This window comes from Streptomyces sp. NBC_01471, from assembly GCF_041438865.1.
In the GTDB taxonomy this organism is placed as follows: domain Bacteria; phylum Actinomycetota; class Actinomycetes; order Streptomycetales; family Streptomycetaceae; genus Streptomyces.
Genome location: NZ_CP109450.1, coordinates 3,687,748 through 3,710,916, shown reverse-complemented (window position 1 = coordinate 3,710,916; position 23,169 = coordinate 3,687,748). Strand labels below are relative to the sequence as shown.

Below are 23,169 nucleotides of genomic sequence, written 5' to 3'. Positions count from 1 at the left end.
ACCGGTCAGGCGCACGATTCGACGACCAGGGGCGGATCCTGGCCGCCCGTCATCGCGTGCAGGCCCCTGCGGTCGGTTATCGACAGCTTCCGGTAGACCCGGCTCAGGTGCATCTCGACCGTGCGGCGCGTGACGAAGAGCCGGTTGGCGATCGCCTTGTTGGTCAGCCCTTCCGCGGCGAGCAGGGCGGTCCTGCGTTCGGCCGGTGTGAGGGATCCCGGGCCGGTCTCCGCGCCGCGGCGCGGCCTGGCCCCGGCCTCGACCAGATCCTGCCGCAGTTCCCGCAGCAGGGTGTGCGCCCCGCACCGCTCGGCCAGCGCGATCCCGGCACGCAGCTGTTCCCTGGCCTGGCGGACCTTGCGGCAGCGCAGGTATTCGCGCCCCAGATCGCGCTGGGCCCGGGCCTCGTCGAGCTCGGCGCCCGCCGTGTGGAGCCATTGGACGGACTCGGTGAGCAGGGACACCCGCTCATCCCCGCGGGCCAGCAGCCCGGCGGCCCGCAGCGCGGTGCCCAGGGCCCGGGACGTGCCCCAGGCCCGGGCCAGGGTCAGTTCCTCCTGGACGAGCCGTTGGGCACCGGCTTCGTTCCCGAGCCGTGCGTGGGCGAGTGCGGCCTCCGAGCGCCAGGGGTACAGGGCCGGGTTCACCCAGCCGCGCATCTTCATGAGCCGGCCGCATTCTTCGATGTCCGCCAGGCCCAGAGCGGTCCGGCCCGCCCCGATGTGGATCCGGCCGCGGTGGAAGAGCAGCCCGGGCACCACCGCTGCGGGCGTACCGTCCGCGGTCCCCTCCTCGATCAGCACCCGGTGCGCGCCCTCCGGGTCGCCGGACTCGTACAACGCCTCGCCCAGCAGACCACGGGCCAGCGCCGAGCCCAGCCACTCCGTCAGCGCGGACTGCGGGCCCTGCTCCATCGACGCCCGAGCGGCCTCGACGCACTCACTGAGCCGCCCCGCGCGGAAGGCGCAGTCCGCCATGATCGCCTGGGCCAGTGCCACCACGGTGCGCGATCCTTCGGTCGTCCCCGCCTCCAGCAGGGAACGGCAGGTCCGCACCGCCTCGTCGTGCTCGCCCGCACGGTCGAGCAGCAGCACCAGTACCAGTCGGACCAGGGCGTGCTCGTTGGCCGTGGCGACCGGCTCGTGCAGGGCCAGGCGGGCGTGCCGCAACGCCTCCGCGCGGTGTACGCCGTCCCAGTGGGCGTGCAGAGCGGACCGGGCGGCCATGGCGTGGCGGACCCACGATCTCGCGGGGGCCGCACTGAGCACGGCGGGCTTCCCGCCCGCGGCCGGCCTCGGGGCGCGTCCGTCCAGGGACAACAGGAGTCCGAGCATGGCGCGGGCCCCGGCCTTCGTCTCCTCGTCCGTTCCCGACCGCTCGAATCCGGCCACTTCGGCCTCCATGATCCGGACCGCTCCCGTCACGTCTCCGGTCAGCACGACGGCCTGGACGAGATCGAGGAGCGCGCCGGCCCGTTGCTCGCTGCCCTCGGGCGTACGGCCCACGGTGCGCCGCAAGGTGACGACGGCCCGGTCGGGGCCGTCCGCCAGGTCGATCTGGCCGAGCCTTCGCAACAGGCGCGGCTCGTCCGCCGGGTCGCCTTCGAGCAGGCCCCGCTCCAGGCAGATCCTGGCCTCGCGGAGGGCTCCCCGGGCCAGCGCCTCGTCCGCCGCGTCCAGCAGCAGACGGCCGGCCCACGGTTCGCCGATCATCGCGCTGTGCATCAGATGCCGGGCGATCTGTTCCCTGGGCGCGGCATCGGCGTTGAGGATCTTGGCCGTCTCGGCATGCAGCCGGGCCCGTTCGCTGGGCGCCATGCCCGCCTGGAACGACGCGCGGACCAGCGGGTGGCAGAAGCCGAAACCGTCCGGTCCCGCCGTCAGGACCCCGCAGCGCACCATCTCGTGCAGCACATCGGCGGCGCTCACGGTATCGATGTCCACGAGTTCCGCGACGATCTCGATACGTGCCGCGGCTTCCATGATCGACACCGCTTCGAGAACCGGTCCGGCAAGCGGGGATGCTTCCTCGAACCGGGCTCCCAGCTCCTCGGCCACTTCCAGGGGGCCGAGTTCCGCGACCCGTCCGGCGGAAAGGTCCGCCGGGGAGACTCCCGTACGCCACAGTTCGCGCAACAGTGCCTGGACGAGCAGGGGGTTGCCGCCGGTGGCCTCGTGGCAGGCGCCGACGGCCCCGGGGTCCACCGGGGTCCCGGAGGCCGAAGCGAGCAGGTACCCGACGCTGTCCACGTTCAGCCCCTGCAGCACCGTCCGGCGGTGGAAACCGGAGGTGACAGCGGCCGGGGAGTCCATTCCCGAGCGCCGCGTGACCAGGTCGGACGGGGCCGCGAAGTCACACCCCAGGGTCGCCAGGAGCGCGAGAGGCAGGCCCTCCAGACGGGCCATCAGGTGGCCGAGCCAGCGCAGCGAAGGGGCGTCCGCCCACTGCAGATCGTCCAGTGCGATGAGCACCGGAGCGGCAGCCGCGCAGGTGGCGACCATGTGGTGCAGATCCGCCGAGGGATCCTGCTGGTTTGCCGGGCCCGGCGGCTCCTTGCCGCCAAGGGCCCCCAGTAACTGGTCCCGTACCTGGTACATCAGGCTGTGCGGCACAGCCCGTTCGGACTGTCTGGCCCGGGCGGATATCGCCTCGAAGCCCCTGCTGCGCGCGGACCTCAGGGCAGCGCGCAGCAAGTACGACTTCCCCGTGCCGATTCCTCCTTCCAGCAGCAGGCTGGCGCCCATCCCGGCTTCGGCAGCGGCCAAAGCCTCCTCCAGGAAAGACACTTCGCAGTGTCGGCTCAGCAAAGCAACCCCCTCCACATCCCTTGTCCGAGCGGCTTCGGCGCCCGGTCATCGGTTTGTGCTCAGATTTCGCCGAGACCTCCGTGCCGGCCGCTCCACTGTTCGGTGGCTACCCCTGCCAGTACGACCTCGACCACCTGCTCCGCGAGCGATGGCGTCACCGGTAGATGCCCGAAGAGCACCCGGTAATAGGTGGTGGAGGCCAGCATGTCCAGAAGCAGATCGATATCGACGTCGGCCTTGATGTCACCACGGCGGACCCCGCGGCGCAGGGCTTCGGCTGTCGAGGCCCGGCGCGGATGGAAGAACCTGTCGAGGAACAGCCGTTCCAGGTCCGGGTCGTCCGCGAGGTCGGCCACGAGGGCCGGCAGCGCCCGCCGTCCCACGGTGGTGGTGAACGCCTGCCCCAGCGTGCCGATGCCCGCGATGAGATCGCAGTGCGTGCAGCCGGTGTCGGGGGTGGGTGTCGTTCCCACCGTGACGACCAGCGCGTCGACGACGAGGTGCTGCCGGGAGCGCCACCGCCGTCGCAGGGCCGGCTTGCTCGTACCGGCGCGGCTGGCCACCCCCTCCAGCGTCAGCTTTCCGTACCCCGACTCGTTGAGGACCTCCATGGCCGCGGCACGGACCGACGCGTCGATGCGCTCGTCCCGCGGCCTTCCGGAACGTTGCTGACGTGATGCGCGGCTGTCGGTCACAGCGCCACTCGGGGTGTTCTCCATGCCCTCAGTATAGGTATGGTGAATTAAGTTCCGTTCCGGAACGGTACGTAAATATCTGCCGGAGGTTTCCGTGTCCCAGGGCATCGATGACACAGCACGCAAGGGCGGCGAGCCGGCCACGCCACCGGTCGCGGAGGGGGCCGAGGCGGCGGAGAGTGTCTTCTCCGGCCCCTATCGGGCCCTGACGCTCGGCGTCATCCTCTCCGTGAGCATGGTCGCGTTCGAGTCGCTGGGCGTGGCCACCGTGCTGCCCGGCATCGCCCGGAAACTGGACGGTCTGGGCGCCTACGGCTGGGGCCTGTCCGCGCTGATGCTGGCCAACATCATCGGCACCGTGATCGCGGGCCGGGCCGCCGACCGCAGCGGCCCGTGGCGGCCGATGGCGCTGGGCATGCTCGTGTTCGCGGCGGGCTGTGCGGTGGCCGGGGCGGCCGTGAACTGGCCGCTGTTCCTGCTCGGGCGGTTCTGCCAGGGCCTCGGGATCGGTGCTGTCATGAGCATGGCGTACACGGTGATCGGGCTCGCCTATCCCGAGCGGCTCCGGGCCCGGATGTTCGCCCTGCTCTCCTCCGCGTGGACCATCCCGTCCCTGATCGGCCCGGTCATCGCGAGCACCCTCGCGGACCTCACGAGCTGGCGCGGGGTCTTCCTGCTCATGCTGCCGCTCATCGCGATCGCCGCCACCCTGACCCTGCCGGGCCTGCGCAAGCTCGACCGCACCCACCAGGCGGCAGAGGCCGGTCCGGCCCAGCCCTGGTGGAAGGGCCCCCTGGCCATGAGCGTGCTGCTCACCGCGGGCACCGCCCTGCTGCTCCAGGCGCTGCTTCTGAAGAACCTGGCCCTGCTCATCCCGCTCGCCGTGGTGGGCGCGGTCGTCGGCGTGCTGGCCCTGCGGCACGTGGTCCCGGAGGGGACGCTGAGCCTGCGGCCCGGCGTCGGCGCCGGCATCGGCATCCGCTTCCTGCTGTGCGCCGTCTACTTCGGCAGCGAGGCGTTCCTGCCCCTCGGCCTCCAGGAACTGCGCGATGTGAGCGCCACCGAAGCCGGTCTCGGGCTCTCCGCGGGTGCGATCACCTGGGTGGTCGGTTCCATGCTGCAGGCGAAGCGGGACGGCAAGGGGGCGGGCGGGCGCAGCTCCGGTGTGGCGCTCGGCTTCGCCGTTCTGCTGGTCGGCGTCCTGGTCATGGCCCTGGGGGTGCTCTCCGACGCGGTGCCGGCTCTGATCGCCGTAGCGGGCTGGGCCATCGGCGGGGTCGGCATGGGCATCGCGTTCAACGCCTCCACCACCGACACCATGGAACAGGCGCCCGCGGAACGGCAGGGCGAGGTCAGCGGGGCGCTCCAGCTCTCCCAGACTCTCGCCACCGCTGTGCTCGCCGGCCTGGGCGGCGCCGCCATCGCCCTCGCGCACGACTACGACGGGTCCACCCGCACCGCCCTGTCCTGCACGTTCCTGCTCACTGCGGTGCTCGCGCTGGCCGGCACGCTGGTCTCCCGCCGCCTGCGGCCCGCCGCTTCCGCCCGATAACCCAGACCGCGGGGGAAAGCCAAGGGAGGGAACCGACCATGGCCGAGGTACGGCTGCTCGGTCTCTGCGCCACCGCGGAGGCCGACCCATTCGGGGAGATGCTGCTCAGAGCACTGTCGGCGCCGGGGCCCACGGGCGTACGACTGGACGTGTACGCCGTCCCGTCCGTAACCCCACCGGACAGCGACGCCGGCGGGCCGTCGGGGCAGGCCGCCGGCCGTGCGCTGGGCCGGCTGGTGGCCCGCTCCGACGGACTGCTGATCACCGCCCCGGAGTCGGACTCCCCGCCACCGGAGCCGTTGCTCTCGGCCCTGAACGGGCTGACGTGGACGAAGGGGACTTCACCGCTGGCGGGCAAGCCGGTGGGCGTACTGACCACCACACACATCGGTACCTCGCCCGCAGCCGCCTACTGCGAGACGGAGCGGATGCTGCTCTCCGCGGGGGCCGACCTCGTCGGGCCGCGCGCGACTGTCCTGTGCGCCGGGCACACCCTGCACGAGGAGCCCGACGGCCAGGTCCGCCTCGTGGATCCGGCCGTCACGATGCGGTTGCTGCTCCACGTCCACCGCATCGCCGCGGCCGCGCGTACGGTCTACCGGTTGCCACCGGCGGAAGGCCCCGGCACCTGGCTGCTGTGAAGCGGTGCGGGAGCACTGCGGCGACCTGCCCCCGGAACCCGGAGGTTCAGCGGCAGGTCGCCGGCAGACGGACAGGTCACCGCCAGAAGGCGGTCACGCGCGGCAACGCAGCATGGCCAGGGGCGGATTGGCCAGGAAATCCTCCCAGAAGGGGGCTCCGAAAGCGCGGACACCGTCCTCCGGCACCCGCAGGGGGACCCATGTCACCTCGGTGAAGCCGGTGGCCGCGAGGCAGTCCTCGTACACCTCGCGCCGCGGGGAGTTGGTGACGAAGGTGATGGGCGGGTCGAGCAGGGCGGTGATGCGGACCCGGGGGCCGGTCGCACCCTCCCCCACCGGTTCGTAGGTGAATCCGTACGGGGCCGTGGGCGGCCCGTCGAAGCGGAATTCCGGGGCCTGGGTGAGGACGAAGAACTCCCCGCCCGGTACGAGACTCCGGTGGATGCTCCGGCACATCCTTTCCATGCCCGGCGCGTCCTCGGCGTAGTTGAGCAGATAGACCGCCGTCGCGATGTCGAAAGGCCGGTCGAACGCGTGGAGTTCGGCCGCGTCGGCCACCGCGTACCGCACGCCGAGCTCCGTGCGCTCCTCGATGGCGCGGGCCGCCGCCACCATCTCACCCGAGATGTCGACCCCGAAGGCCTCGGCCGCACCGAGCCGCTTGAGCTGCCGGGTGTAGAAACCGGTGCCGCACGCCAGGTCCAGGGCCGAGCGGCCGCGCAGGTCGCCCACCATCCGCAGGAAGCTGTCCCGTTCGGGGAACCGGGCCATCGGCAGGGTCTTGAACCCTTCGTAGGCCTCGCCGATCTCGTCATACTGTTGCGTGGTCAACGTGCGGTCCTTCCTGAGATCCGTTGTCTTCGAGCGCCTCCCGGGGGCGCATACGGTCGGCGGCCATGGCCATCCGCCGCCCCTGGTGCCGGACCGCCGCCAGTACCTCGGCGGTCGGCGCGGCTCCCGCGGAACGCGGGTGCGAGGTGCCGTACGGATTCCCGCCCGCCGCGAACACCGCTGGATCCGTGTAGCCGGGAGGGACCACCAACGCACCGCAGTGCTGCAGGAGTCGGTGGAAGGAAAGCAGCGCCGACTCGCTGCCGGCGTGCCGGTGCTCGGTGGTGACGAAGGCGCCGGCCGGTTTGGTGACCAGAGGCCCGGACCCCGCCGCGGGCGCCAGCGACTGGACGAAGCCCAGCAGGGACGCGTCCATGGTGCCCAGCAGCGACGGGGCGCCGAACATCACCGCATCCGCCCAGGCCACGTCGGACGCGGTGACGGCGGCCGAGGCGGGCGCCCCGTCCGGACCGGGCCTCGCGGAGGCCCCGGCGGCATTCGGGCCGGCCACCCGGCGCAGCCGTACCCGCGCCCCGAGATCGCGCGCCCCGGCCGCCGCCTCCTGCGCCAGGCAGCGCGTGCCCCAGTCCTCGGCGCAGTGCACCACGGTCACTCTGGCCCGGCGGCGCCGGCCGGGGGAGGCCGTGGGACCGGGGCGGGACCGCGCGGCGGTGTCGGCCAGGTACCCGCCCAGCGACCAGGCGGCAGCGCGCTCCCGCGCCCCCACGGTGCCGTCCCGGTGACGGTCCGCCGAGAGTCCGTACGGATTCGCGCCCAGCGCCACGAAGTCGGGGCCGGCCGGGTCGGGCCCCAGCACCCAGGAGCCCCAGTGGTACACCGTCTGGTACAGCGCGAGCAGCGTGGCCTCGCGCCCCCCGTGGGTGCAGCTGGAGGCGGTCATCCCCGTCACCACCCGGTCGGTCAGGCGCCCTTGTGTCCACAGGGAGCTGGTGGACTCCAGGAACCGCTTGAACGGTGAGGAGACATTGCCGAAGTAGGTAGGGGTGGCCAGGACGAGGCCGTCCGCCCACAGCACGTCATCGGGCCCGGCCGACCGCTCCGGCCACGCCTGTGCCCGCGCCGGCGCCTCACTGTCCTCGACCCCGGCCAGTCTCACCCGCGCTCCCCGGGCTGCCGCTCCTTCGGCAGCGGCGCGGGCCAGCTCCCGCAGTGTCCCGTGCCGGCTGTGGTAGACGACCGCCACCCGGGGGCTCAGCACGGAACCCCCGCCTCGTCCAGCGGACGTGTGCGCAGCACCAGCTTTACGTCCGAGCCGAGTTGGCGTACGTCGCTCAGCTGGAGGCGCAGCCCTTCGCTCAGGGTTCCGGCCCCGAAGTCGTCCAGCACGGCGCGCCCCGCGGAGCCGAGCAGGACCGGCGCGACGTAGCCGACGACCCGGTCCAGCAGGCCCCGGGAGGCGAAGGCGGCGGCCAGCCGTGCGCCGCCCTCCACCAGCACCGAGCGCAGCCCGCGTCCGTACAACACGTCGGTCAGCGCCTTCAGGTCGAGTCGTCCGCCGGGCGCGGGCAGTTCCACGACCTCGTGCCGGCCGGGCAGCCGTGGTGCGGCCACGCCCCGGCCCACGACGACGAGGGTGGGCGCCGCGTCGTCGAGCACCCGCGCACGGGAGCTGATGCTCCCGGTACGGTCGAGCACCACGCGCAGGGGCGGGCGTCCCGCCACCCCGTGGCGCAGCCCCAGGTGCGGGTCGTCCGCGCGCAGGGTTCCCGACCCGACGAGTACGGCGTCGTGCTGGGCGCGCAGGGTGTGGGCGTCCGCACGCGACTCACTTCCGGTGATCCAGCGGGAGGTGCCGTCCGGCGCCGCCGAGCGGCCGTCGAGCGACCCGCCGAACTTCCAGGTGACGCACGGCCGGCCCTGCCGGACCGCGGTGAGCCACAGTTCGTTTCCCCGCTCCGCCTCCGCGCGCAGCACTCCGCCGGCCACCGACACCCCTGCGGCGAGCAGCTTCTGCGCGCCGCCCGTGGCGACGGGATCCGGGTCGGGCACCGCGTAGACGACGCGGGCGACGCCGGCCGACAACAGCGCGTCGGCGCAGGGCCCGGTACGCCCCTGGTGCGCGCACGGTTCCAGGGTGACCACCGCGGTCCCGCCGCGTGCCCTGCTGCCCGCCGTCGCCAGCGCTTCGGTCTCCGCGTGCATGTGTCCCGCGCCGCGGTGGAAGCCCTCGCCCACCGGGCGGCCGGTGGGGCCCAGCAGCACACAGCCGACCACGGGGTTGGGGCTGGTGCGGCCCAGGGCCGTGGCGGCGAGCTCGATGGCCCGCCGCATCGCGTCCTCCTCCGCCGTCGAGGCGCCCGCCTCGACGGCCGTTCCGGCGGTCACGGCGTCTCCGCGAGCCTGAAGCCCATGGCGTAGATGTCACGGTCGAACCAGCCGTGGCGCCGCCTGCACCGTGCGAGGTCACCGAAGCGGCTGAAGCTGCCGCCGCGGGCGATGCGGTAGGCGCCCCGGGTGACCGCGAGATCGTCGGAGACCTCCGCGCCTCCCGGGTACGGGCGGTAGTCGTCGGCCGTGTACTCCTCGACGTTGCCGGCCAGGTCGTGCACACCGAACGGGGAGAGCCCCGCGGGGTGCACTCCGATCGGGGTGGTGGAGAGCGGGCCGGACTCGACCGTGTTGGCCCGGTCCTGCACCTGGTCGTCGCCCCACGGGAAGTCCCGGCCGTCGCCGCCGGACGCCGCGTACTCCCACTCCGCCTCGGTGGGCAGCCGGAAGGCACGCCCGGTCCGTGCCGCCAGCCAGCGGGCATAGGCGTCGGCCGCCTCGGCGGGCACGGTCCACACCGGATGGTTGGCCCAGTGCCCGGGGTAGCAGCCGAACCGCCAGGACGTGGGCAGCCAGGCACTGCCGGTGTCCTCCAGGAAGCGCCGGTACTCGGCATTCGTCACCGGGTGCAGGGCCAGCCGGTACCGCGTGATGTCCACTTCGTGGACCGGGCACTCCTTGGCTATCCAGTCCTCCTGGACGCCCGCGTGCCGCCAGCGGCGCGTGACCGGGCCGACCTCGGCCGGGTCCAGGCCGATACGGACACGGGCAGCCGGGATCTCCGCCATGGGCGGGTCTTCGGGACGGACACGGGGATCTCCGACCAGCCCGAGGACGGTGCCGGCCGCGTACCGGCGGGCGGTCGGCTCCCCGGGGTCCTCCGCCACGGCGACGAGCAGGTCCTTGCCCGCGCCGAGCAGTTCGGGATGGTCACCCAGCGCCCACCGGGGCCCGCGGGCCACGAAGCTGTCCGGCAACGCCATGGCCGCACGGTCGGAGAGCGTGTTCGGGTTGGCCAGGACGGCCGGTTGCGTACTGCTGGTCATGACTGCCTCCCGTGGACGGTGCCGGTTCCGCCGGTGCTCGGCTCTCCGGCGAGGCCGGTGAGGGGCACGGAGTCCGCCAGGGCCCGGTATCCGGCGTCATTGAGGTGGATGTGGTCACCGCTGTCGAAGCCGTCCCGCACGCGCTGCGGATCGGCCGCGTCGCGCACCGCCGCGTCGAAGTCCACGACGCCGTCGAAGTCCGACGAGGCGAGCAGCGCGGCATTGAGCCGGGTCCGCGCGAGTTCGGCCGCATCGGTGTAGAGAGCCGATCCCTTGAACGGGGTGAGGGTCCCCACGACGACCCTGATGTGCCGTTCGTGCAGCCGCCCGGCGATCGTGCGCAGCCCGTCCAGGACCTCCTGCGCACTGGCGTAGGGCTCCAGTTGCAGGTCGTTGATGCCTTCGTAGAGCACCACGGTGCGCACCCCGGTCTGCTCGATCACATCCCGGTCCAGCCGCCCCAGGGCACTGGTGCCACGCTGCGGGCGGTCGGTCTCGGTGCCGTCCCGCAGCACCCTGTTGCCGCCGATCCCCTCGTTGAGCACGCCGAGCCCACGCGTCGGGGGATCGGCCGCCAGACGCCGGGCGAGGGCATCCGTCCAGCGCCCGTTGCCGTCCTGGGTGGAGCCCCCGCCGTCGGTCTGTGAGTCGCCGAGCGCGACGACGGTGCCGCGCTCGGCGGGGCCCCGTACGTCGACACCCGTGAGGAAGAACCACGAGGTCTCGGTGCGGGTGTACGCCGCACCGCCGGTGTCCGCGGCGTGGTCGCCCGGCTCCGACACGTAGTTGCTCTGCTGGGCGAGCCAGTGCCAGGTGGCGGGCCCGGTCGGCTCGGGCAGGTGGACGCTCACGAGCAGGTCGTGGTCGGCGGGGACGTCGAAGGCGACGGGGTCGCTGACCGCTCCGCCCCCGGCCGGCACGGTGGTGCCCGCCGCGCCGCCGTCGAACGTGACCTGACGCAGCGTGCCGGGGGCGGCCGAGGACGGGGATGCCGCCGGATCGGGGAGTGCCACCGTGGTGCGGCCGATGGCCAGCGGCACGGTCCCGTGCGCGTTGGACAGCCGCAGCCGCAGGCCACTGCCGCCGATCGAGGTGTGCACGACCATCCGTACGGTGCGGTTGTCCAGCCCGTCCTGGGAGATACCGGTGGGTGCGGCCGGCGCGGGGGCCGTGGCCCAGCTGCCGGCCCAGGTCTCCCCGCTCCCGGCCGCCCGGCCGGCGGCCGCCCCGGACGGTGCCATGAGCGGTGTGCCGACGAGGACACCGGCCAGTGCCGTGGCGACCAGGGAACGGCGTACGCCCGTGAGGAACGTCGTGGCGCTCATGCGGCACCGTCCGTGACCCGCCGGAAGGTGCCCACCAGATACGTGAGGTCCTTGATGCCGCGCGGCACCTGGTTCAGCTCGACGGGCTCGAAACCCTCCGCGCCGAGCAGCGCGGTGAGCTCCCCGGCGGTGAACTCCCGGTACAGGCGCTTGCCCGCGTTGGTGTAGAGCCCGCCGGTTTCGCCCGGTGCCTGGAAGACGGACACCACGAACAACGCGTGCGGGCGCAGCAGTTCGCGCACCCTGCGCAGATACGGGCCGTAGGCGTCGGGGTGCTGGTGGTGCAGGCAGCCGTTGTCGAGCGCCGCGTCGTACTCGGCGGTGCCCGGCAGATCGGTGACGGCCGTGGCCAGGAAGCGGGCACGGCCGTCACCGCGCTCGGTGATGTCGGCCCACTCGGGGGAGGCCACGAGGTCGACCCCGGTGACCCGCTGACCGCCGTCGAGGAGGATCTCGGCGTCGCGGCCGCGTCCGCTGCCGAGGTCGAGCACATGCAGGCCGGCCGCCCGGCCCAGTGCGTCCAGCAGTTGGCGGGGGGCCTCCCGCATCGCCGCTTCGCCGGTCCACACGTCGCGGCCGTCGGCGTAGTGGTTGCGGAAGTCGCTGTGCAGCGCGTCGGCGTAGCCGGAGGCGTCGAGCGGGGCTTCGGCGGGGACGACCGAGTACCGGTCGGCTATCGGATATGAGTCCATGCGTCGTGCGTTCCTGTTCTGACGGAGGGCTGACGATGCGTCCGGACATGGGTTCCGGGGGAGACGGCAGGTGCCTCGTCTCCCCCGGAACCGCCTGGGGCGTGACTCAGTTGCTGCGTGACCCGGATGCGGCGCGATTCAGTTGCGGCGTGACCCGGATACCGCGTGGCTCAGATACCGCGTGGCTCAGATACCGACCGGGTACACCTGGCCGTCGTAGGAGGCGGCGGCGAAGACCTTGCGTCCGGTGTCGTACGCGAGGGAGGCGATCCCGGCCGTGGTGGGCCGGACCACCCGGCTCCAGGTGCCGACCGTGCGGTCGTAGAGCGCGATGCGCCCGTTGTAGCTGGCCGTGGCGATCACCCGGCCGTCGTCGGAGGCCGCCACACACTTGATGGAGTGCGTGTGCGGGGTGTCCAGCACCTCGGAGTTCCGCTGCGGGTCCCAGACGCGCAGCTTGAGGTCCCGGCCGACACTGGCGAACCAGCCCTCGCCCAGGCCCGCGCAGCCGTTGGCGATCTTGTCGTGCGCGTCCTCGATCGTGGTGATCTTCTCAAGGGTGGAGATCCGGTACCAGGTCGCGGACGCGTCGGCGGCCACCGAGAAGATCAGATCGCCGGAGACCGCGACCCCCTTGACCGCGTTGCTGTGCAGCGGCAGATCCTTGATGTGCTCCGCCCGGCCGGGCCCGGCGAACCGCAGCAGCAGTCCCTCGCCGGTGTAGGCCCCGAGCACGGCGTACCGCTCACCGCCGCGTTCGAAGGCCGCCCCGCAGTTGAGCGGCGACCGGTGCTGGTGCAGCTCGCGTCCGCTCAGGGCGTCGAAGACCTTGCCCAACTGGCCGCCGGAGAGCACCAGGTCACCCAGTGGTGTGAGGAAGTTGCAGAGACTGCCGGTCTCGGCCGACACCGCGCCGTCCCGTCGCACGATGCCCGCGTCGCCGACGGTGAGGGTGCCGTCCACCCCCGGGAGTACGGCGTTGACGCCCCCGGTGGCGGGCACCTCGGCGGTGTCCCAGACCTTGTCCTCGTAGTCGTAGCCCCGGTAACTGGCTCCGAAGGTCGCGAAGACCAGCTGGGAGCCGCCCGCGAACGCGCACGCCCTGGGCCACACGTCGTCGGGCAGAGCGGTGGTGTCCCGCAGTTCCGGCAGCCCGGAGGACACGTTCCACAGCCGCATGGTCCGGTCGTAGCTCAGGCTGACCAGCAGATCACGGGTGTCGTCGAGGACCAGGCGCTTGATCCCCGCCTCGTGGGCGGGCAGGACCGTACGGCCGTTGGAGTCGACGACGATGATCTGGCCCTCGTCGTTGCCCGCGTAGATGGTGCCGCTCGACGAGATGGCGATCGTGTCGGTCTCCACACCGTCCATGTCCAGGTCGGCGACCAGCCCGCCCGTCTCCAGCGACCAGCGCTTGATGGTGCCGTCGTCGCTGGACGAGATCAACTCGTCCGCCGTACGGGACCATTCGACCGATATGACATCGGCCGTGTGACCGGTGAAGGTGGCGACCAGCTTCCCGGTGAACTCGTACACCCGCACCCGGTGGTCACGGGAGGCAGTGGCGATCAGCTCCCTGGACGGGTGGAAGACCGACATCTCCACATCGTCCGCCTGGTCGGCGAAGACCGCGACGAGCCGGAGGTCGGGCACGGTCCACAGGCGCGCCGTGTAGTCGCTTGAGGAAGTGAGCAGGTGGCGGCCGTCGGGCGAGAAGACACACTGGTTGGCCAGATGGTCGTGGACGGACCGGGACAGGGCCTGGCCGGTCCGCTGGTCCCAGCAGATGACCTGGTTGTCGTAGCCCGCGGTCGCGACGTAGGTGTCCTGCCAGGCCGCGATACCGCTGATCGGGCCTCGGTGCTGGATCATGACGACTCCCCGGCGAGTTCGATGGTGTGGCCGCTGTAACGTGCTTTGGCGAGCAGGTAGCGGTGGTTCCGGTCGGTCCGGAAGATCCCGGTCGGCACCTGTTCCTCGACATCGATGCCGTGTGCGGCCAACTGCGCTGTCTTGTCAGGGTTGTTGGTGTGCAGCCTGATACGTGACGCACCCAGCGCCTTGAGCATCTGCGCCGCTGACCGGTAGTCCCGCTGGTCGTCCGAGAAGCTCAGCTCCCGGTTGGCCGCGAAGGTGTCGAGGCCCATCTCGTCCTGTATGCGGTAGGCGTCGAGCTTGTTGTACAGGCCGATGCCCCTTCCCTCCTGGCGCAGGTAGAGCAGCAGACCACCGGCATCCGCGAGCAGCTGCATCGACTCGGTCAGCTGCTCCCCGCAGTCGCACCGGCCGGAGCTGAAGACATCGCCGGTGAGGCACTCCGAGTGGAGCCTGACCGGTGTGAGTTCCCGGGCGGGGCCGAACTGCACGGCCACGTGTTCCAGGCCGTCGGCCAGCCCGGTGAAGGTGATCATCTGGGCGGTCCGCCACAGCCCGTCGGCGAGTCGTACCGGGACGTCGACACTGGCTCTGATCCGTACGGATTCCTCCCCCGGTACCGCCGTCGCGGCTTGCCTCGGGGCATTCTCGGCATTGATCATGCTGTGTGAGTTCCTCCCGTTGGACGGCACGTCGACTGGGCGTGCCGCGGTGACGTCTGGGCACAGCATTCATCCGCGCCCCAGGGTTCACAGCACGGAGCGAACCGATACCGGCACCGAACCAATTGGGCGCCCGTACCGAACACATATCCGGAATGGAAACAGTGGGACGAGGCGTGTACTGCGGCTTTCCCGGGGCTCTCACGGTGGTCCCGGAACGACAGGGCGGCTCCGCCCGGCCCGATGTTGCCGTCGCGGTCACCACTTCACTCCGCCGGTGACGCCTGCCGTTCCCCGTGCCGACCGATCGGGCACGGCCGGCGGACCGCGGGAAGGATCTTCAGAGAGGTGACGAAGGACAGCACCGCGGCCGCGCCGCGGCCCGTCCGCCGCAACCGGATCACCGCGCTGGAGGGCCTCGGACGGGCAGCGGGAGACCGCAGGAGTCTCCCGCTGCGCCGTATCCGCGCGGAGCTCGCCGGGACGGCGCCGGTGCGGTCCGTGGCGGGACCGGGTCACCGGTATGTGCGTGCGGGTCAGGCGCCGGACTGGGGCTCGGCAGCGGCTCGGCGGTGTTCTTCGTTGATGCGCCGGGCTTCTTCGAGCTGGTCTTCGAGGATGACGATGCGGCAGGCGGCCTCGACCGGCGTGCCCTGGTCGACGAGTTCGCGCGCGCGGGCCGCGATCCGCAGCTGGTAGCGGGAGTAACGGCGGTGGCCGCCCTCCGAGCGCAGGGGGGTGATCAGGCGGGCTTCACCGATCGCCCGCAGGAAGGCGGGGGTGGTGCCGAGTATTTCGGCCGCCCGCCCCATGGTGTAGGCGGGGTAGTCGTCGTCATCGAGATGGCCGAGCGAGTTTTCTGGGTTCATTTGCACCTCTGTCCGGGGAACGCGTCGAGGGGCCCTGGTGCCGTACGGCACCAGGGCCCCGAGGGATTTGAACACCACCTGCCGGCTTACTGCGATGCCGGCCTTCCTGTTCCGCACCGTCTCCGAGGGGGAAGGGGCGTGTGCGGGGATCGCGGATACGTGACCGTGGGACCACCTTCCGTTCCGGGGCCTGCGGTACCCGGGCCGACTGTTCGCGCCCGGGCGATCCTGATGGCGTCTGCCTCCTTCTTCTTTCTTTCCTGCTGGTCACCTGCTTGCACTGCGGTCCTGCGTACGGTGCGGCTCCTGGTGAGCCGCCGGCCCGACAGTCAGCGGGGGGACCCCGAGAGCCTTCCGGCCCCACCACTCCACTGCCGTGCCCTCACTGCGCTGGTCCTGCGTGCGCGGCAGTTCGTCTCTGCCGTGCCGTTTTCGATCTCTTGGCTACGAGGAAGACGCTAACCCCGCTCCGGGCGATTGTCTACTCCCGCGATGACAGATTTTCTGTGGAGGCAGATGACGAGCCTCTGTCGCCCCTGCCATGTGAAAGCTGCACCATGCCGAGGAGCAAAGGTGTGCCGCCCTGTCTGAGCGGGCAGGCGGGCTGTCACGAACGAAGCGACACAACCGATCTCAGGTGGGTGTACGCGTATGAACAGCACGACGATCACCGTCACCTCGACACCCCCTGCACCGACCGTGGTGCGAGGCGACAGCACGGACAGCATCCGACGGTCCCGCGAGGCCACCCGCACCTTCACCGACAGCCTCAGCCCGGCTCCGGACCCGGCCTCGGCGGACGCTCTCGTCCTGGTGGTCTCCGAACTCGCCACCAACGCGGTGCGCCACGGGGGCGGTCGCTACACCCTCGAACTCCGCGCCGACGCCGCCACGGTGACCGCCGCGGTCGGCGACCCCAGCCCGGTACTGCCACGCGAACGGACCCCCGACCTCAACGGCGGCACCGGCGGTTTCGGCTGGCACATGGTCCGCCGCCTCACCAGCGAGCTGACCATCTCCTCCGGGCCCGGCTCCGGCAAGACCATCCACGCCACAGTTCCTCGGTGAGGCGATCCGTACGACCGTCAGCTCCGGGCGCCCCGATGACGACCGCCGCGTCGGTCCGTACCATTCCGCGGGCGGGGCGGCCCTTCGGTTCGCTCCGGAAAAGCGCGGGGGACAGACTTGCAGAACAGACGTGCACAGCACTGCTGAGGAGTCACCGCAGCACGCTGATCACGGCGCGCCCCGGGCAGCACGCCGACAAGGCGTCCCGGTGCGCGGAGTGGGTTCGCCGCGAAAGAACGGAGATGACGCCGTATGTCATCGACTGGCGCAGATCACCACACGCCGACCGCACTCGTCGTCGGGGCCTCGCGTGGCCTCGGCCAGGCGATGGCGGCCGAGTTCCACGACCGGGGATGGAGCGTCATCGGGACGGTCCGCGACACCACTTCCCGAACGCCCCTGCACGACCTCGCGGACCGGTCCGACGGGCGCGTGAGCGTCGAGCACCTCGACATCAACGAGCCCGGCCATCTGGCGCCCCTGTACGAACGCCTCGCCCACCGCCGGCTCGACGTGCTCTTCGTCAACGCCGGCACCACGAACAACGAGCAGACCCCGATCGGCGCGGTGCCGGCATCGGACTTCGTCCAGGTGATGATCACCAACGCCCTCAGTCCCATGCGTGTCATCGAAGCGCTCGAAGACCTCGTATCTCCCACCGGGCTGATCGGCGCGATGTCGTCCGGGCAGGGCAGCATCACGAACAACACGACCGCCGGCCGCGAGGTCTACCGCGGAAGCAAGGCGGCCCTGAACATGTTCATGCGCAGCTTCGCAGCCCGGCAGGCCGATACGCGGCGCGCTTTCGTGCTCCTGGCACCGGGCTGGATCCGCACCGCTCTGGGCGGTCCGGACGCACCGTTCACCGTCGAGGAGAGCGTCCCCCTGCTGGTGGACCTCCTGCTGTCCAGGCTGGGCACACCCGGTCTTGCGTATCTGGACCGCTCGGGCCGGACCGTGCCCTGGTGATCCAGCCGGTCACCCCGCAGCGCGGCCCGATGAGAACGTGCCCAGCGCACGGCGGCGCATCGGCCGGGCAGCGGCGACACGCGCCCGCGGCAACCCCTCGGCCCAGGGCGCCGTGGAAGGATCGCGGCGAGCCAGATGTCCGACTGGTCCGGTCCGGACCGGAGCGAGAACTGGGTACGTGGGAGAAGAGATGTCCCTTCCGGACTCGGAGCGGGAGGCCGAAGCCTCGGCGGCCATCGGCTTCGACCTCAGTGAATGCGCCCAGGAGCCCATTCACCGGCTGGGCAGGATCCAGTCCCACGGCACCCTGCTGGCGGTGGAGGCCGATACCGGCATCGTGGACACCGCAGCCCTGAACACCGGTTCCTTGCTGGGGATCGAGGCCGAGGAGCTGGTCGGGGGGCCCATCACGCGGGTGCTTTCCCCCGAGCAGTGGGCCGAGGCGCTCGATATCGGCGCTCAGCATGCGGCGGCAAGCCTCGTTCTGCCTGTCGCCATCGATGTGGCGGGCGGCCCCCGGACGTTCGACGTGACCGCGCACCGGGTGGGGCCCCTGCTGGTCCTGGAGTGCGAGCCGCGCGCCGTCGAGGCGCCGCACTTCGCACACTTCTATCAGGGGGTCCGGCGAGCCCTGACCCGGCTGCGGTCCTCCACGACAGCGGCCGAGTGCTGTCAGGAGGCCGCCCGCGAGATCCGTGCGCTGACCGGATTCGACCGGGTGGTCGCCTACCGCTTCGACGGGGAGGACGGGCCGGGAGAGGTGGTCGCGGAGGAACTCGCCGCAGGCCACGAGCCCTGGCTGGGGCTGTGGTTCCCCGCCAGCGACATCCCCCCTCAGGCCAGGCGGCTCTACCGAGACAACTGGATCCGGGCGATCGCCGACGTGGACGACAGCAGTGTGGGCCTGCACTCTCCGTTCCGAGCCGACGGGAGCCTGCCACTGGACCTGTCGAACTCCGTACTGCGCACCGTGTCCGGCTTCCATCTTGAGTACCTTCGGAACATCGGTGTGAAGTCGTCGATGTCGGTGAGCGTCCTCCGGGAGGGCGAGCTGTGGGGGCTGATCGCCTGCCATGGCTACGCCGCCGTCACCGTCCCTCCGGAACTGCGGGCAGCCTGTGAGTTCTTCGGCGTGGCCTTCTCCCTCCAGCTCGCGGTCATCGAGGAACGAGAGCAGGCCGAGGCGCTCACCGCGTCCCGCGAGCGCCTCGACCGGATCATCTCCCGGGTGACGTCGGACCTGGAGGGCTCGCTCCTGGCAGGCGACGACGCCCTCAGCGCACTGCTGGACGCCGACGGCGCGGCGCTCTGCCGGGGCGGCCGCAGTTCCGTCAGCGGGATGGGTGTTCCGCCCGCTCTGCTGGAGACCCTTCGGGCCCGCGCGGCAGGGCCGGCCCCCGGCACGGTCTGGAGTACGGACCGGCTCTGCGAGGAACCGGACCATCCCGACGGCATGCCGGAAGGCGGCCCGGCGGGGGTCCTGATGGTGACGCTGAGCCGCTCGGGAGACTTCCTCGCCTGGTTCCGCAAGGCCCGTCCGACCACCCGGCAATGGGCCACCGACCCGTCCAGGCCCGTCCAGGCCGGACCGCGCGGCGAACGGCTCACCCCGCGCGGCTCAGGCGCTGTCTTCCGCGCACTGGTACACGGACAGAGCCTGCCCTGGACGCCGACCGACCGCGCCACCGCGCAGGAGCTCTGGCGCACGCTGACAGGACTCGTACTCCGGCACGAGGAGGAACTGGCAGCGTTGAACGAACAGCTGCGCATCACCAACTCCGACCTGGACTCCTTCGCCCATGTGGCAGCTCACGACCTCAAGGAACCGCTACGGGGCATCTCCAACGCCGCGGCCTTCGTCATCGAGGACGCCGCAGCGGAGCTCGACGCGACCACTGTCCGCCGGCTGGCCACCATGCGGCGACTGGCCGGCCGGATGGACGACCTGCTCAACTCGCTGCTGCACTTCGCCCGACTGGGCCGGGGCGGACTGCACCGCACCCGTGTCCCACTGGGCCGGGTGCTGGACTCCGCGCTCGACGTGGCCGCGGAACGCCTGGCCGAGGCCCGGGTGCGGGTCATCAGACATGACCTGCCCGAGGTGTACGCCGACGAGAACCGGCTCTACGAAGTCCTGGTCAACCTCCTGGTGAACGCGGCCAAGTACGCGGCGGACCGGGACGATCGCACGGTCGAGGTCCTGGTCGACACGCTCCGCCCACCGTCGGGCGGCGACCCGCAGCAGACCGTCGTGGTCCGCGACAACGGCATCGGCATCCCGTCCGACCGGCAGCACGAGGTGTTCGAGCTGTTCCGCAGGCTGCACGGGCAGGGCGAGCGCGGTGGCGGCACCGGAGTGGGGCTCGCGATCGTCAAGCGGATCGTGGAGCGGCACGGCGGCGAGCTCTGGCTCGACAGCGAACCGGGCCGCGGAACCGCCTTCTTCTTCACCCTGGGGCAGGAAGGAGAGGTGGGTCAGGAGGAAGGCGTGGGTCAGGAAGGAGGCTGAGCGGCAGGACCGTCGTCCCCGGCCTTCGCCTTGCTCTGCCAGTAGTCCACGGCCCCCTTCAGCACCGTGCGGAAGAGTTCGAAGTTCACCGGCTTGTAGATGTAACTGTCGGCGCCCGCCGCGTACGTCGTGTCCACCTTGTCCGGTCCGGTGGATGAGGTGAAGGCCACCACGGCCACGTCGTTCAGTTCGGGCCGGGAGCGGATCGACCGCAGCACCGCGCCTCCACTGACACCAGGCAGGTTGAGGTCCAGGAGGACGAGCCCCGGCCGGCGTTCGGCTTCCAGCAACCGCTCGACGAATCCGGTCCCGCGGTCGGTGAACTCCAGTGTCAGACCCGGGTGAGTGCGACCGAGCGCCCGCGCGATGGCCTCGGCGTCCTCCGCCGAATCCTCCACCACCCAGACGAGGTCGTGATCGATCCTGTGCTCCCCGGCGGCCCCGCTCATCCGGTCACCTCGGCCCGTGCGGTGAGCACGGCGATGTCGTCGGCGCCGGTCGCCCGGAAATCCACCACAGCCTCCGCCAGCCGCTCGGCGAACCCCGGTGCCTCACCGGCGCCCTGCCGCGCCACCGCGTTCCGCAGACGTGCTTCGAAGAACGTCCCGTCGGCCGCTCTCGCCTCGGTCACTCCGTCGGTGAACATCACCAGAGCGTCCCCCGGCGCCAGGTGCGCCGACCCGGATCCGTACTCGATCTCCTCCAGCACACCCAGCAGATCCCCGTGAGCAGGGAGCTCCTCCACGGTGCCGTCCGCGCGGCGCAGCAGAGGCGCCGGATGCCCCGCACTCCAATAGCGCAGACGGAAGCCCTCCCTATCGGGCACCAGCACCGTGACGAGCGCTGTCACGAAGCGGGACGTGCCCTCCCTGACGAGAGCCCGGTTCAGCCGTCCCAGCGCGTGCTCGGGCGTACTGCCGTCCTCAAGGAGGGTGCGCAGGGTATGGCGGGCCAGCCCCGTGAGTGCCGCAGCCTCCGCCCCGCGGCCGCAGACATCACCGATGAGCAGGGTGACACCACCCTGTGGCCCGGGGACGGCGTCGTAGAAGTCACCGCCCACATCGAGCGAGACGTCGCCCACCTCGTACGCCGAACTCAGCGTGAGCCCCGGAATCCGCGGCAGCTCCCTCGGGAGCAGGTGCCGCTGGAGAGAGACCACGTGGCGGCGCCGCTGTTCGTACAGGGAGCTGCTGTCGATGGCCAGCGCGGCACGGTCGGCGAGATTCGCGAGGAACCGCGAGGCCACCTCGGCGACGACCACCCGGTGGTAGAGGAACGTCAGGGTGCCCAGGGCCCGGCCCCGGGCCTTGAGCGGATTCACACTGAGCGCACGCACAGCGCGGCCCGCCCCGGACGAGGCGGGCCCGAAGGGCCCCCCTTCCAGCCCCTCACCCGTCAGGACCAGCCCCTGGCCGCTGTCGAGCACTCGCTGCAGCACATCCGTCAGCCAGGGGTTCGCGCCTGCCACACTGCCCAGCCACTGCTGTTCTTCCGCGTCCACATGCGCGAAGGACACGAGTGTCGGTCCGCCGGGAAGCAGCAGGTGCAGGACGCACCCCTCGGCGACGGCGGGAACAGCCGTGCGAGCCACCCGCTGCACGGTTCTCTCCACATCGAGGCTCGAATCCATCTGCAACGAGGCCTCCGCGAGGAAGGCGTCACTCGCCTGGCGCAGCTCGTCCTCGCGCCGCGCCGTGGTGCGCCTGTCCGAGACCATGGCGACCTCGGCCACCTGCTTCAACCGGGTCCGCATCGTCGCATCGATCGATTCGCTGTCCGCCGTGCCGACCATGAACGATGCCCAGCCCTGCCCCAGCGGTACGGCACACTCGGCCACGCTCCGCGCGCCCGCCGCCGCCAGGACCTGGACATGCGGCATGGCGCCGTCGAGCTCCGCCACCTCGTGGACCGTGACCGTCGTATCGCCGTCCGGAGCTCCGGCGGCCCCCACTTCACCGAAATCCCGTTCGAATTCCGTGAACGACGGCGTCGGCTCCGCCCGGGTGACACTCCGCAGATAGTGCAGCAGCCCGCCGGTCCAGCGGGTGCCCACCACGACCAGCACACCGGGCATACGGAGCAGCATGGCGTAGAGGGAGTCGGCCAGCCCTGTCACGTCCGGCGCCGTGTCGGCGGCGCGCCAGAGCTCATGCAGATGACTCGACCACCATCCGTCATCCGCCTGACGGGAAGCCCTGTTCTCGTGCTGCTCCACCGCTGGTCCGCCGTTCCGTGTCACTGCTGTCGGTCCCGGCCCGTCAGTGAAACGCTATGTCACCCTGCGGCTGAGCGCCTCCAGACGCGGTCCCGGTGGCGGCACCTCCCGGCCCGCGGCCCGCCGCGACGCCCTGCTGAACTCGATTACGTCTGCTGCCACGGCAAAGGAGTCGCGGGCGCGGCGTCGACCGAGCACTTCGAGTTCGACCGGGTTCCAGGGTCCGTGGCGGCCCGTACATCGATCAGATCCCTGGCGAGTCCACGGTCGGCCAAAGCCCGGACCTTGGTGCCGACGACATCTTCGAGGGGCAGCACCAAGCCGTGCTCGGTGTGTATGGGTGGTTGCCAGAGTGCCTCCTTGAGGATGTCGACCTCGCACTCTTCATGGCTGGCGGTGACGATCAGGCGTGCGGACAGCGGGTCTGTCTCCAGGGGGCTGAGCCGGTCGACCAAAACGTGCGCCTGGACCGCGTAGCCGCCGGTGCCCGGCGGTGTCGAACTGGGCCCGGCGGCACAAAGACTTTCCCACCCCTGTGCGCTCCGGCGATACGGAGCTCTTCCACGAGGCCGAGATCGCGCGGTGGCTGATGAACCGCACCATTCCTCCATCACAGTTGCTCGACGGGGAGCAGGCGGGAACCACCTACGCCGACCGGTTCCGCCGGACCAGCGGTGACCGACCGTCTGCGGAACTGAAAGCAGTGCGGAGCGGCGCTCAGCGCATCGCGACCGAGGACAAGAAGGCCGTCGATCAGCTGATGGGCCGGCTCGCGGACCGGGTCCGAGGCCCGGCGACGATGGCGGACTTCGTGAATCCCTGTCTCATCGTGATGTACGTACGACATGCGGAACCGGAGCAGTGGCGCCGGATCGAGGACACCATGCCGGCAGGTCAAGGGGGCCAGGGGCGGGCAATCGCTGCTCCGTTCCCTCGTCGACATGGCCCAGGACACGTTGCGCCGGAACGGCGACCGCACAGACATGCGCAGCAGCTTGCTGCAACTGGAACGCGGAGCTGGGACGACCTCACCACGGCAGTACGGACCGCGGCAGGCACAGGTGTTGACGCTTTCCAGCTCGTGTGGGAGTCGTTCAGCGCCCGGGAAGGGCTGCAGAGCTCGG

At 71.4% G+C, this 23,169-nt stretch carries 18 protein-coding genes and 1 pseudogene; 5 read left to right on the top strand and 14 right to left on the bottom strand.

What is annotated here, in order from left to right:
- Nucleotides 1–5: 5 nt before the first annotated feature.
- Both OG285_RS16230 and OG285_RS16225 read right to left on the bottom strand, forming a co-directional pair.
- Nucleotides 6–2,822 carry an AAA family ATPase gene (locus tag OG285_RS16230; RefSeq protein ID WP_371791361.1) on the bottom strand — a complete coding sequence of 939 codons (2,817 nt, stop codon included), beginning with the start codon at nucleotides 2,820–2,822 and terminating at the stop codon, nucleotides 6–8.
- Nucleotides 2,823–2,866: 44 nt separating this feature from the next.
- Nucleotides 2,867–3,526 (bottom strand): TetR/AcrR family transcriptional regulator, encoded by a 660-nt coding sequence (locus OG285_RS16225; RefSeq protein ID WP_356826559.1) that lies wholly within the window; start codon nucleotides 3,524–3,526, stop codon nucleotides 2,867–2,869.
- Between the two features lie 70 nt (nucleotides 3,527–3,596).
- On the opposite strand from OG285_RS16225, the gene OG285_RS16220 reads away from it, so the two are divergent.
- Nucleotides 3,597–5,054 (top strand): MFS transporter, encoded by a 1,458-nt coding sequence (locus OG285_RS16220; protein WP_371791360.1) that lies wholly within the window; start codon nucleotides 3,597–3,599, stop codon nucleotides 5,052–5,054.
- 38 nt (nucleotides 5,055–5,092) lie between these two features.
- Nucleotides 5,093–5,695 carry an NAD(P)H-dependent oxidoreductase gene (locus OG285_RS16215; protein ID WP_356826555.1) on the top strand — a complete coding sequence of 201 codons (603 nt, stop codon included), beginning with the start codon at nucleotides 5,093–5,095 and terminating at the stop codon, nucleotides 5,693–5,695.
- A gap of 93 nt (nucleotides 5,696–5,788) precedes the next feature.
- On the opposite strand, the gene OG285_RS16210 is transcribed toward OG285_RS16215, so the two are convergent.
- The 9 genes from OG285_RS16210 to OG285_RS16170 form a co-directional block, all read right to left on the bottom strand.
- Entirely contained in the window at nucleotides 5,789–6,526 is a 738-nt protein-coding gene (locus OG285_RS16210) for a class I SAM-dependent methyltransferase (protein ID WP_371791359.1), read from the bottom strand.
- A complete protein-coding gene (locus OG285_RS16205; protein WP_371791358.1) occupies nucleotides 6,507–7,745 on the bottom strand; it encodes a flavodoxin family protein in 1,239 nt (412 codons plus the stop codon). Before OG285_RS16205 ends, OG285_RS16210 begins: the two co-directional genes overlap by 20 nt.
- Nucleotides 7,739–8,872 carry a bifunctional diaminohydroxyphosphoribosylaminopyrimidine deaminase/5-amino-6-(5-phosphoribosylamino)uracil reductase RibD gene (ribD, locus tag OG285_RS16200; RefSeq protein ID WP_371791357.1) on the bottom strand — a complete coding sequence of 378 codons (1,134 nt, stop codon included), beginning with the start codon at nucleotides 8,870–8,872 and terminating at the stop codon, nucleotides 7,739–7,741. Before ribD ends, OG285_RS16205 begins: the two co-directional genes overlap by 7 nt.
- A complete protein-coding gene (locus OG285_RS16195; RefSeq protein WP_371791356.1) occupies nucleotides 8,869–9,861 on the bottom strand; it encodes a formylglycine-generating enzyme family protein in 993 nt (330 codons plus the stop codon). The genes ribD and OG285_RS16195 overlap by 4 nt, the downstream gene beginning before the upstream one ends.
- Nucleotides 9,858–11,186, bottom strand: coding sequence for an SGNH/GDSL hydrolase family protein (locus tag OG285_RS16190; RefSeq protein ID WP_371791355.1), 1,329 nt, complete (start codon nucleotides 11,184–11,186; stop codon nucleotides 9,858–9,860). The genes OG285_RS16195 and OG285_RS16190 overlap by 4 nt, the downstream gene beginning before the upstream one ends.
- Nucleotides 11,183–11,878 carry a cyclopropane-fatty-acyl-phospholipid synthase family protein gene (locus OG285_RS16185; RefSeq protein WP_371791354.1) on the bottom strand — a complete coding sequence of 232 codons (696 nt, stop codon included), beginning with the start codon at nucleotides 11,876–11,878 and terminating at the stop codon, nucleotides 11,183–11,185. The genes OG285_RS16190 and OG285_RS16185 overlap by 4 nt, the downstream gene beginning before the upstream one ends.
- A gap of 186 nt (nucleotides 11,879–12,064) precedes the next feature.
- A complete protein-coding gene (locus OG285_RS16180) occupies nucleotides 12,065–13,750 on the bottom strand; it encodes a WD40 repeat domain-containing protein (protein WP_371791353.1) in 1,686 nt (561 codons plus the stop codon).
- Nucleotides 13,747–14,415 carry a GTP cyclohydrolase II RibA gene (ribA, locus tag OG285_RS16175; protein ID WP_371791352.1) on the bottom strand — a complete coding sequence of 223 codons (669 nt, stop codon included), beginning with the start codon at nucleotides 14,413–14,415 and terminating at the stop codon, nucleotides 13,747–13,749. Before ribA ends, OG285_RS16180 begins: the two co-directional genes overlap by 4 nt.
- Before the next feature lie 536 nt (nucleotides 14,416–14,951).
- Nucleotides 14,952–15,284 (bottom strand): MerR family transcriptional regulator, encoded by a 333-nt coding sequence (locus tag OG285_RS16170; protein WP_356826537.1) that lies wholly within the window; start codon nucleotides 15,282–15,284, stop codon nucleotides 14,952–14,954.
- Between the two features lie 651 nt (nucleotides 15,285–15,935).
- Between OG285_RS16170 and OG285_RS16165 the strand changes: the two genes are divergently transcribed.
- From OG285_RS16165 to OG285_RS16155, 3 genes are all read left to right on the top strand, one after another.
- Entirely contained in the window at nucleotides 15,936–16,352 is a 417-nt protein-coding gene (locus OG285_RS16165) for an ATP-binding protein (RefSeq protein ID WP_371791351.1), read from the top strand.
- Nucleotides 16,353–16,604: 252 nt separating this feature from the next.
- Entirely contained in the window at nucleotides 16,605–17,321 is a 717-nt protein-coding gene (locus tag OG285_RS16160) for an SDR family oxidoreductase (RefSeq protein WP_371791350.1), read from the top strand.
- Nucleotides 17,322–17,511: 190 nt separating this feature from the next.
- Nucleotides 17,512–19,830, top strand: coding sequence for an ATP-binding protein (locus OG285_RS16155; RefSeq protein ID WP_371791349.1), 2,319 nt, complete (start codon nucleotides 17,512–17,514; stop codon nucleotides 19,828–19,830).
- Here OG285_RS16155 and OG285_RS16150 read toward each other — a convergent pair.
- The 3 genes and pseudogenes from OG285_RS16150 to OG285_RS16140 all read right to left on the bottom strand — a co-directional run.
- A complete protein-coding gene (locus OG285_RS16150) occupies nucleotides 19,815–20,279 on the bottom strand; it encodes a response regulator (protein ID WP_356826529.1) in 465 nt (154 codons plus the stop codon). The genes OG285_RS16155 and OG285_RS16150 overlap by 16 nt on opposite strands.
- Entirely contained in the window at nucleotides 20,276–22,045 is a 1,770-nt protein-coding gene (locus OG285_RS16145) for a PP2C family protein-serine/threonine phosphatase (RefSeq protein ID WP_371791348.1), read from the bottom strand. The genes OG285_RS16150 and OG285_RS16145 overlap by 4 nt, the downstream gene beginning before the upstream one ends.
- A 165-nt stretch (nucleotides 22,046–22,210) precedes the next feature.
- Nucleotides 22,211–22,530, bottom strand: a pseudogene (locus tag OG285_RS16140) (nucleotidyl transferase AbiEii/AbiGii toxin family protein); the annotation flags it as partial.
- Between the last annotated feature and the right edge of the window lie 639 nt (nucleotides 22,531–23,169).

Excerpts from the sequence above, each read along its gene's own strand:
- ribA (WP_371791352.1), bottom strand. The coding sequence starts at position 14,415 with ATGATCAATGCCGAGAATGCCCCGAGGCAAGCCGCGACGGCGGTACCG.
- OG285_RS16150 (WP_356826529.1), bottom strand. The coding sequence starts at position 20,279 with ATGAGCGGGGCCGCCGGGGAGCACAGGATCGATCACGACCTCGTCTGG.
- OG285_RS16195 (WP_371791356.1), bottom strand. The coding sequence starts at position 9,861 with ATGACCAGCAGTACGCAACCGGCCGTCCTGGCCAACCCGAACACGCTC.
- OG285_RS16170 (WP_356826537.1), bottom strand. The coding sequence starts at position 15,284 with ATGAACCCAGAAAACTCGCTCGGCCATCTCGATGACGACGACTACCCC.
- OG285_RS16190 (WP_371791355.1), bottom strand. The coding sequence starts at position 11,186 with ATGAGCGCCACGACGTTCCTCACGGGCGTACGCCGTTCCCTGGTCGCC.
- OG285_RS16180 (WP_371791353.1), bottom strand. The coding sequence starts at position 13,750 with ATGATCCAGCACCGAGGCCCGATCAGCGGTATCGCGGCCTGGCAGGAC.
- OG285_RS16225 (WP_356826559.1), bottom strand. The coding sequence starts at position 3,526 with ATGGAGAACACCCCGAGTGGCGCTGTGACCGACAGCCGCGCATCACGT.
- OG285_RS16215 (WP_356826555.1), top strand. The coding sequence starts at position 5,093 with ATGGCCGAGGTACGGCTGCTCGGTCTCTGCGCCACCGCGGAGGCCGAC.
- OG285_RS16165 (WP_371791351.1), top strand. The coding sequence starts at position 15,936 with ATGAACAGCACGACGATCACCGTCACCTCGACACCCCCTGCACCGACC.
- OG285_RS16155 (WP_371791349.1), top strand. The coding sequence starts at position 17,512 with ATGTCCCTTCCGGACTCGGAGCGGGAGGCCGAAGCCTCGGCGGCCATC.
- OG285_RS16185 (WP_371791354.1), bottom strand. The coding sequence starts at position 11,878 with ATGGACTCATATCCGATAGCCGACCGGTACTCGGTCGTCCCCGCCGAA.
- OG285_RS16160 (WP_371791350.1), top strand. The coding sequence starts at position 16,605 with ATGTCATCGACTGGCGCAGATCACCACACGCCGACCGCACTCGTCGTC.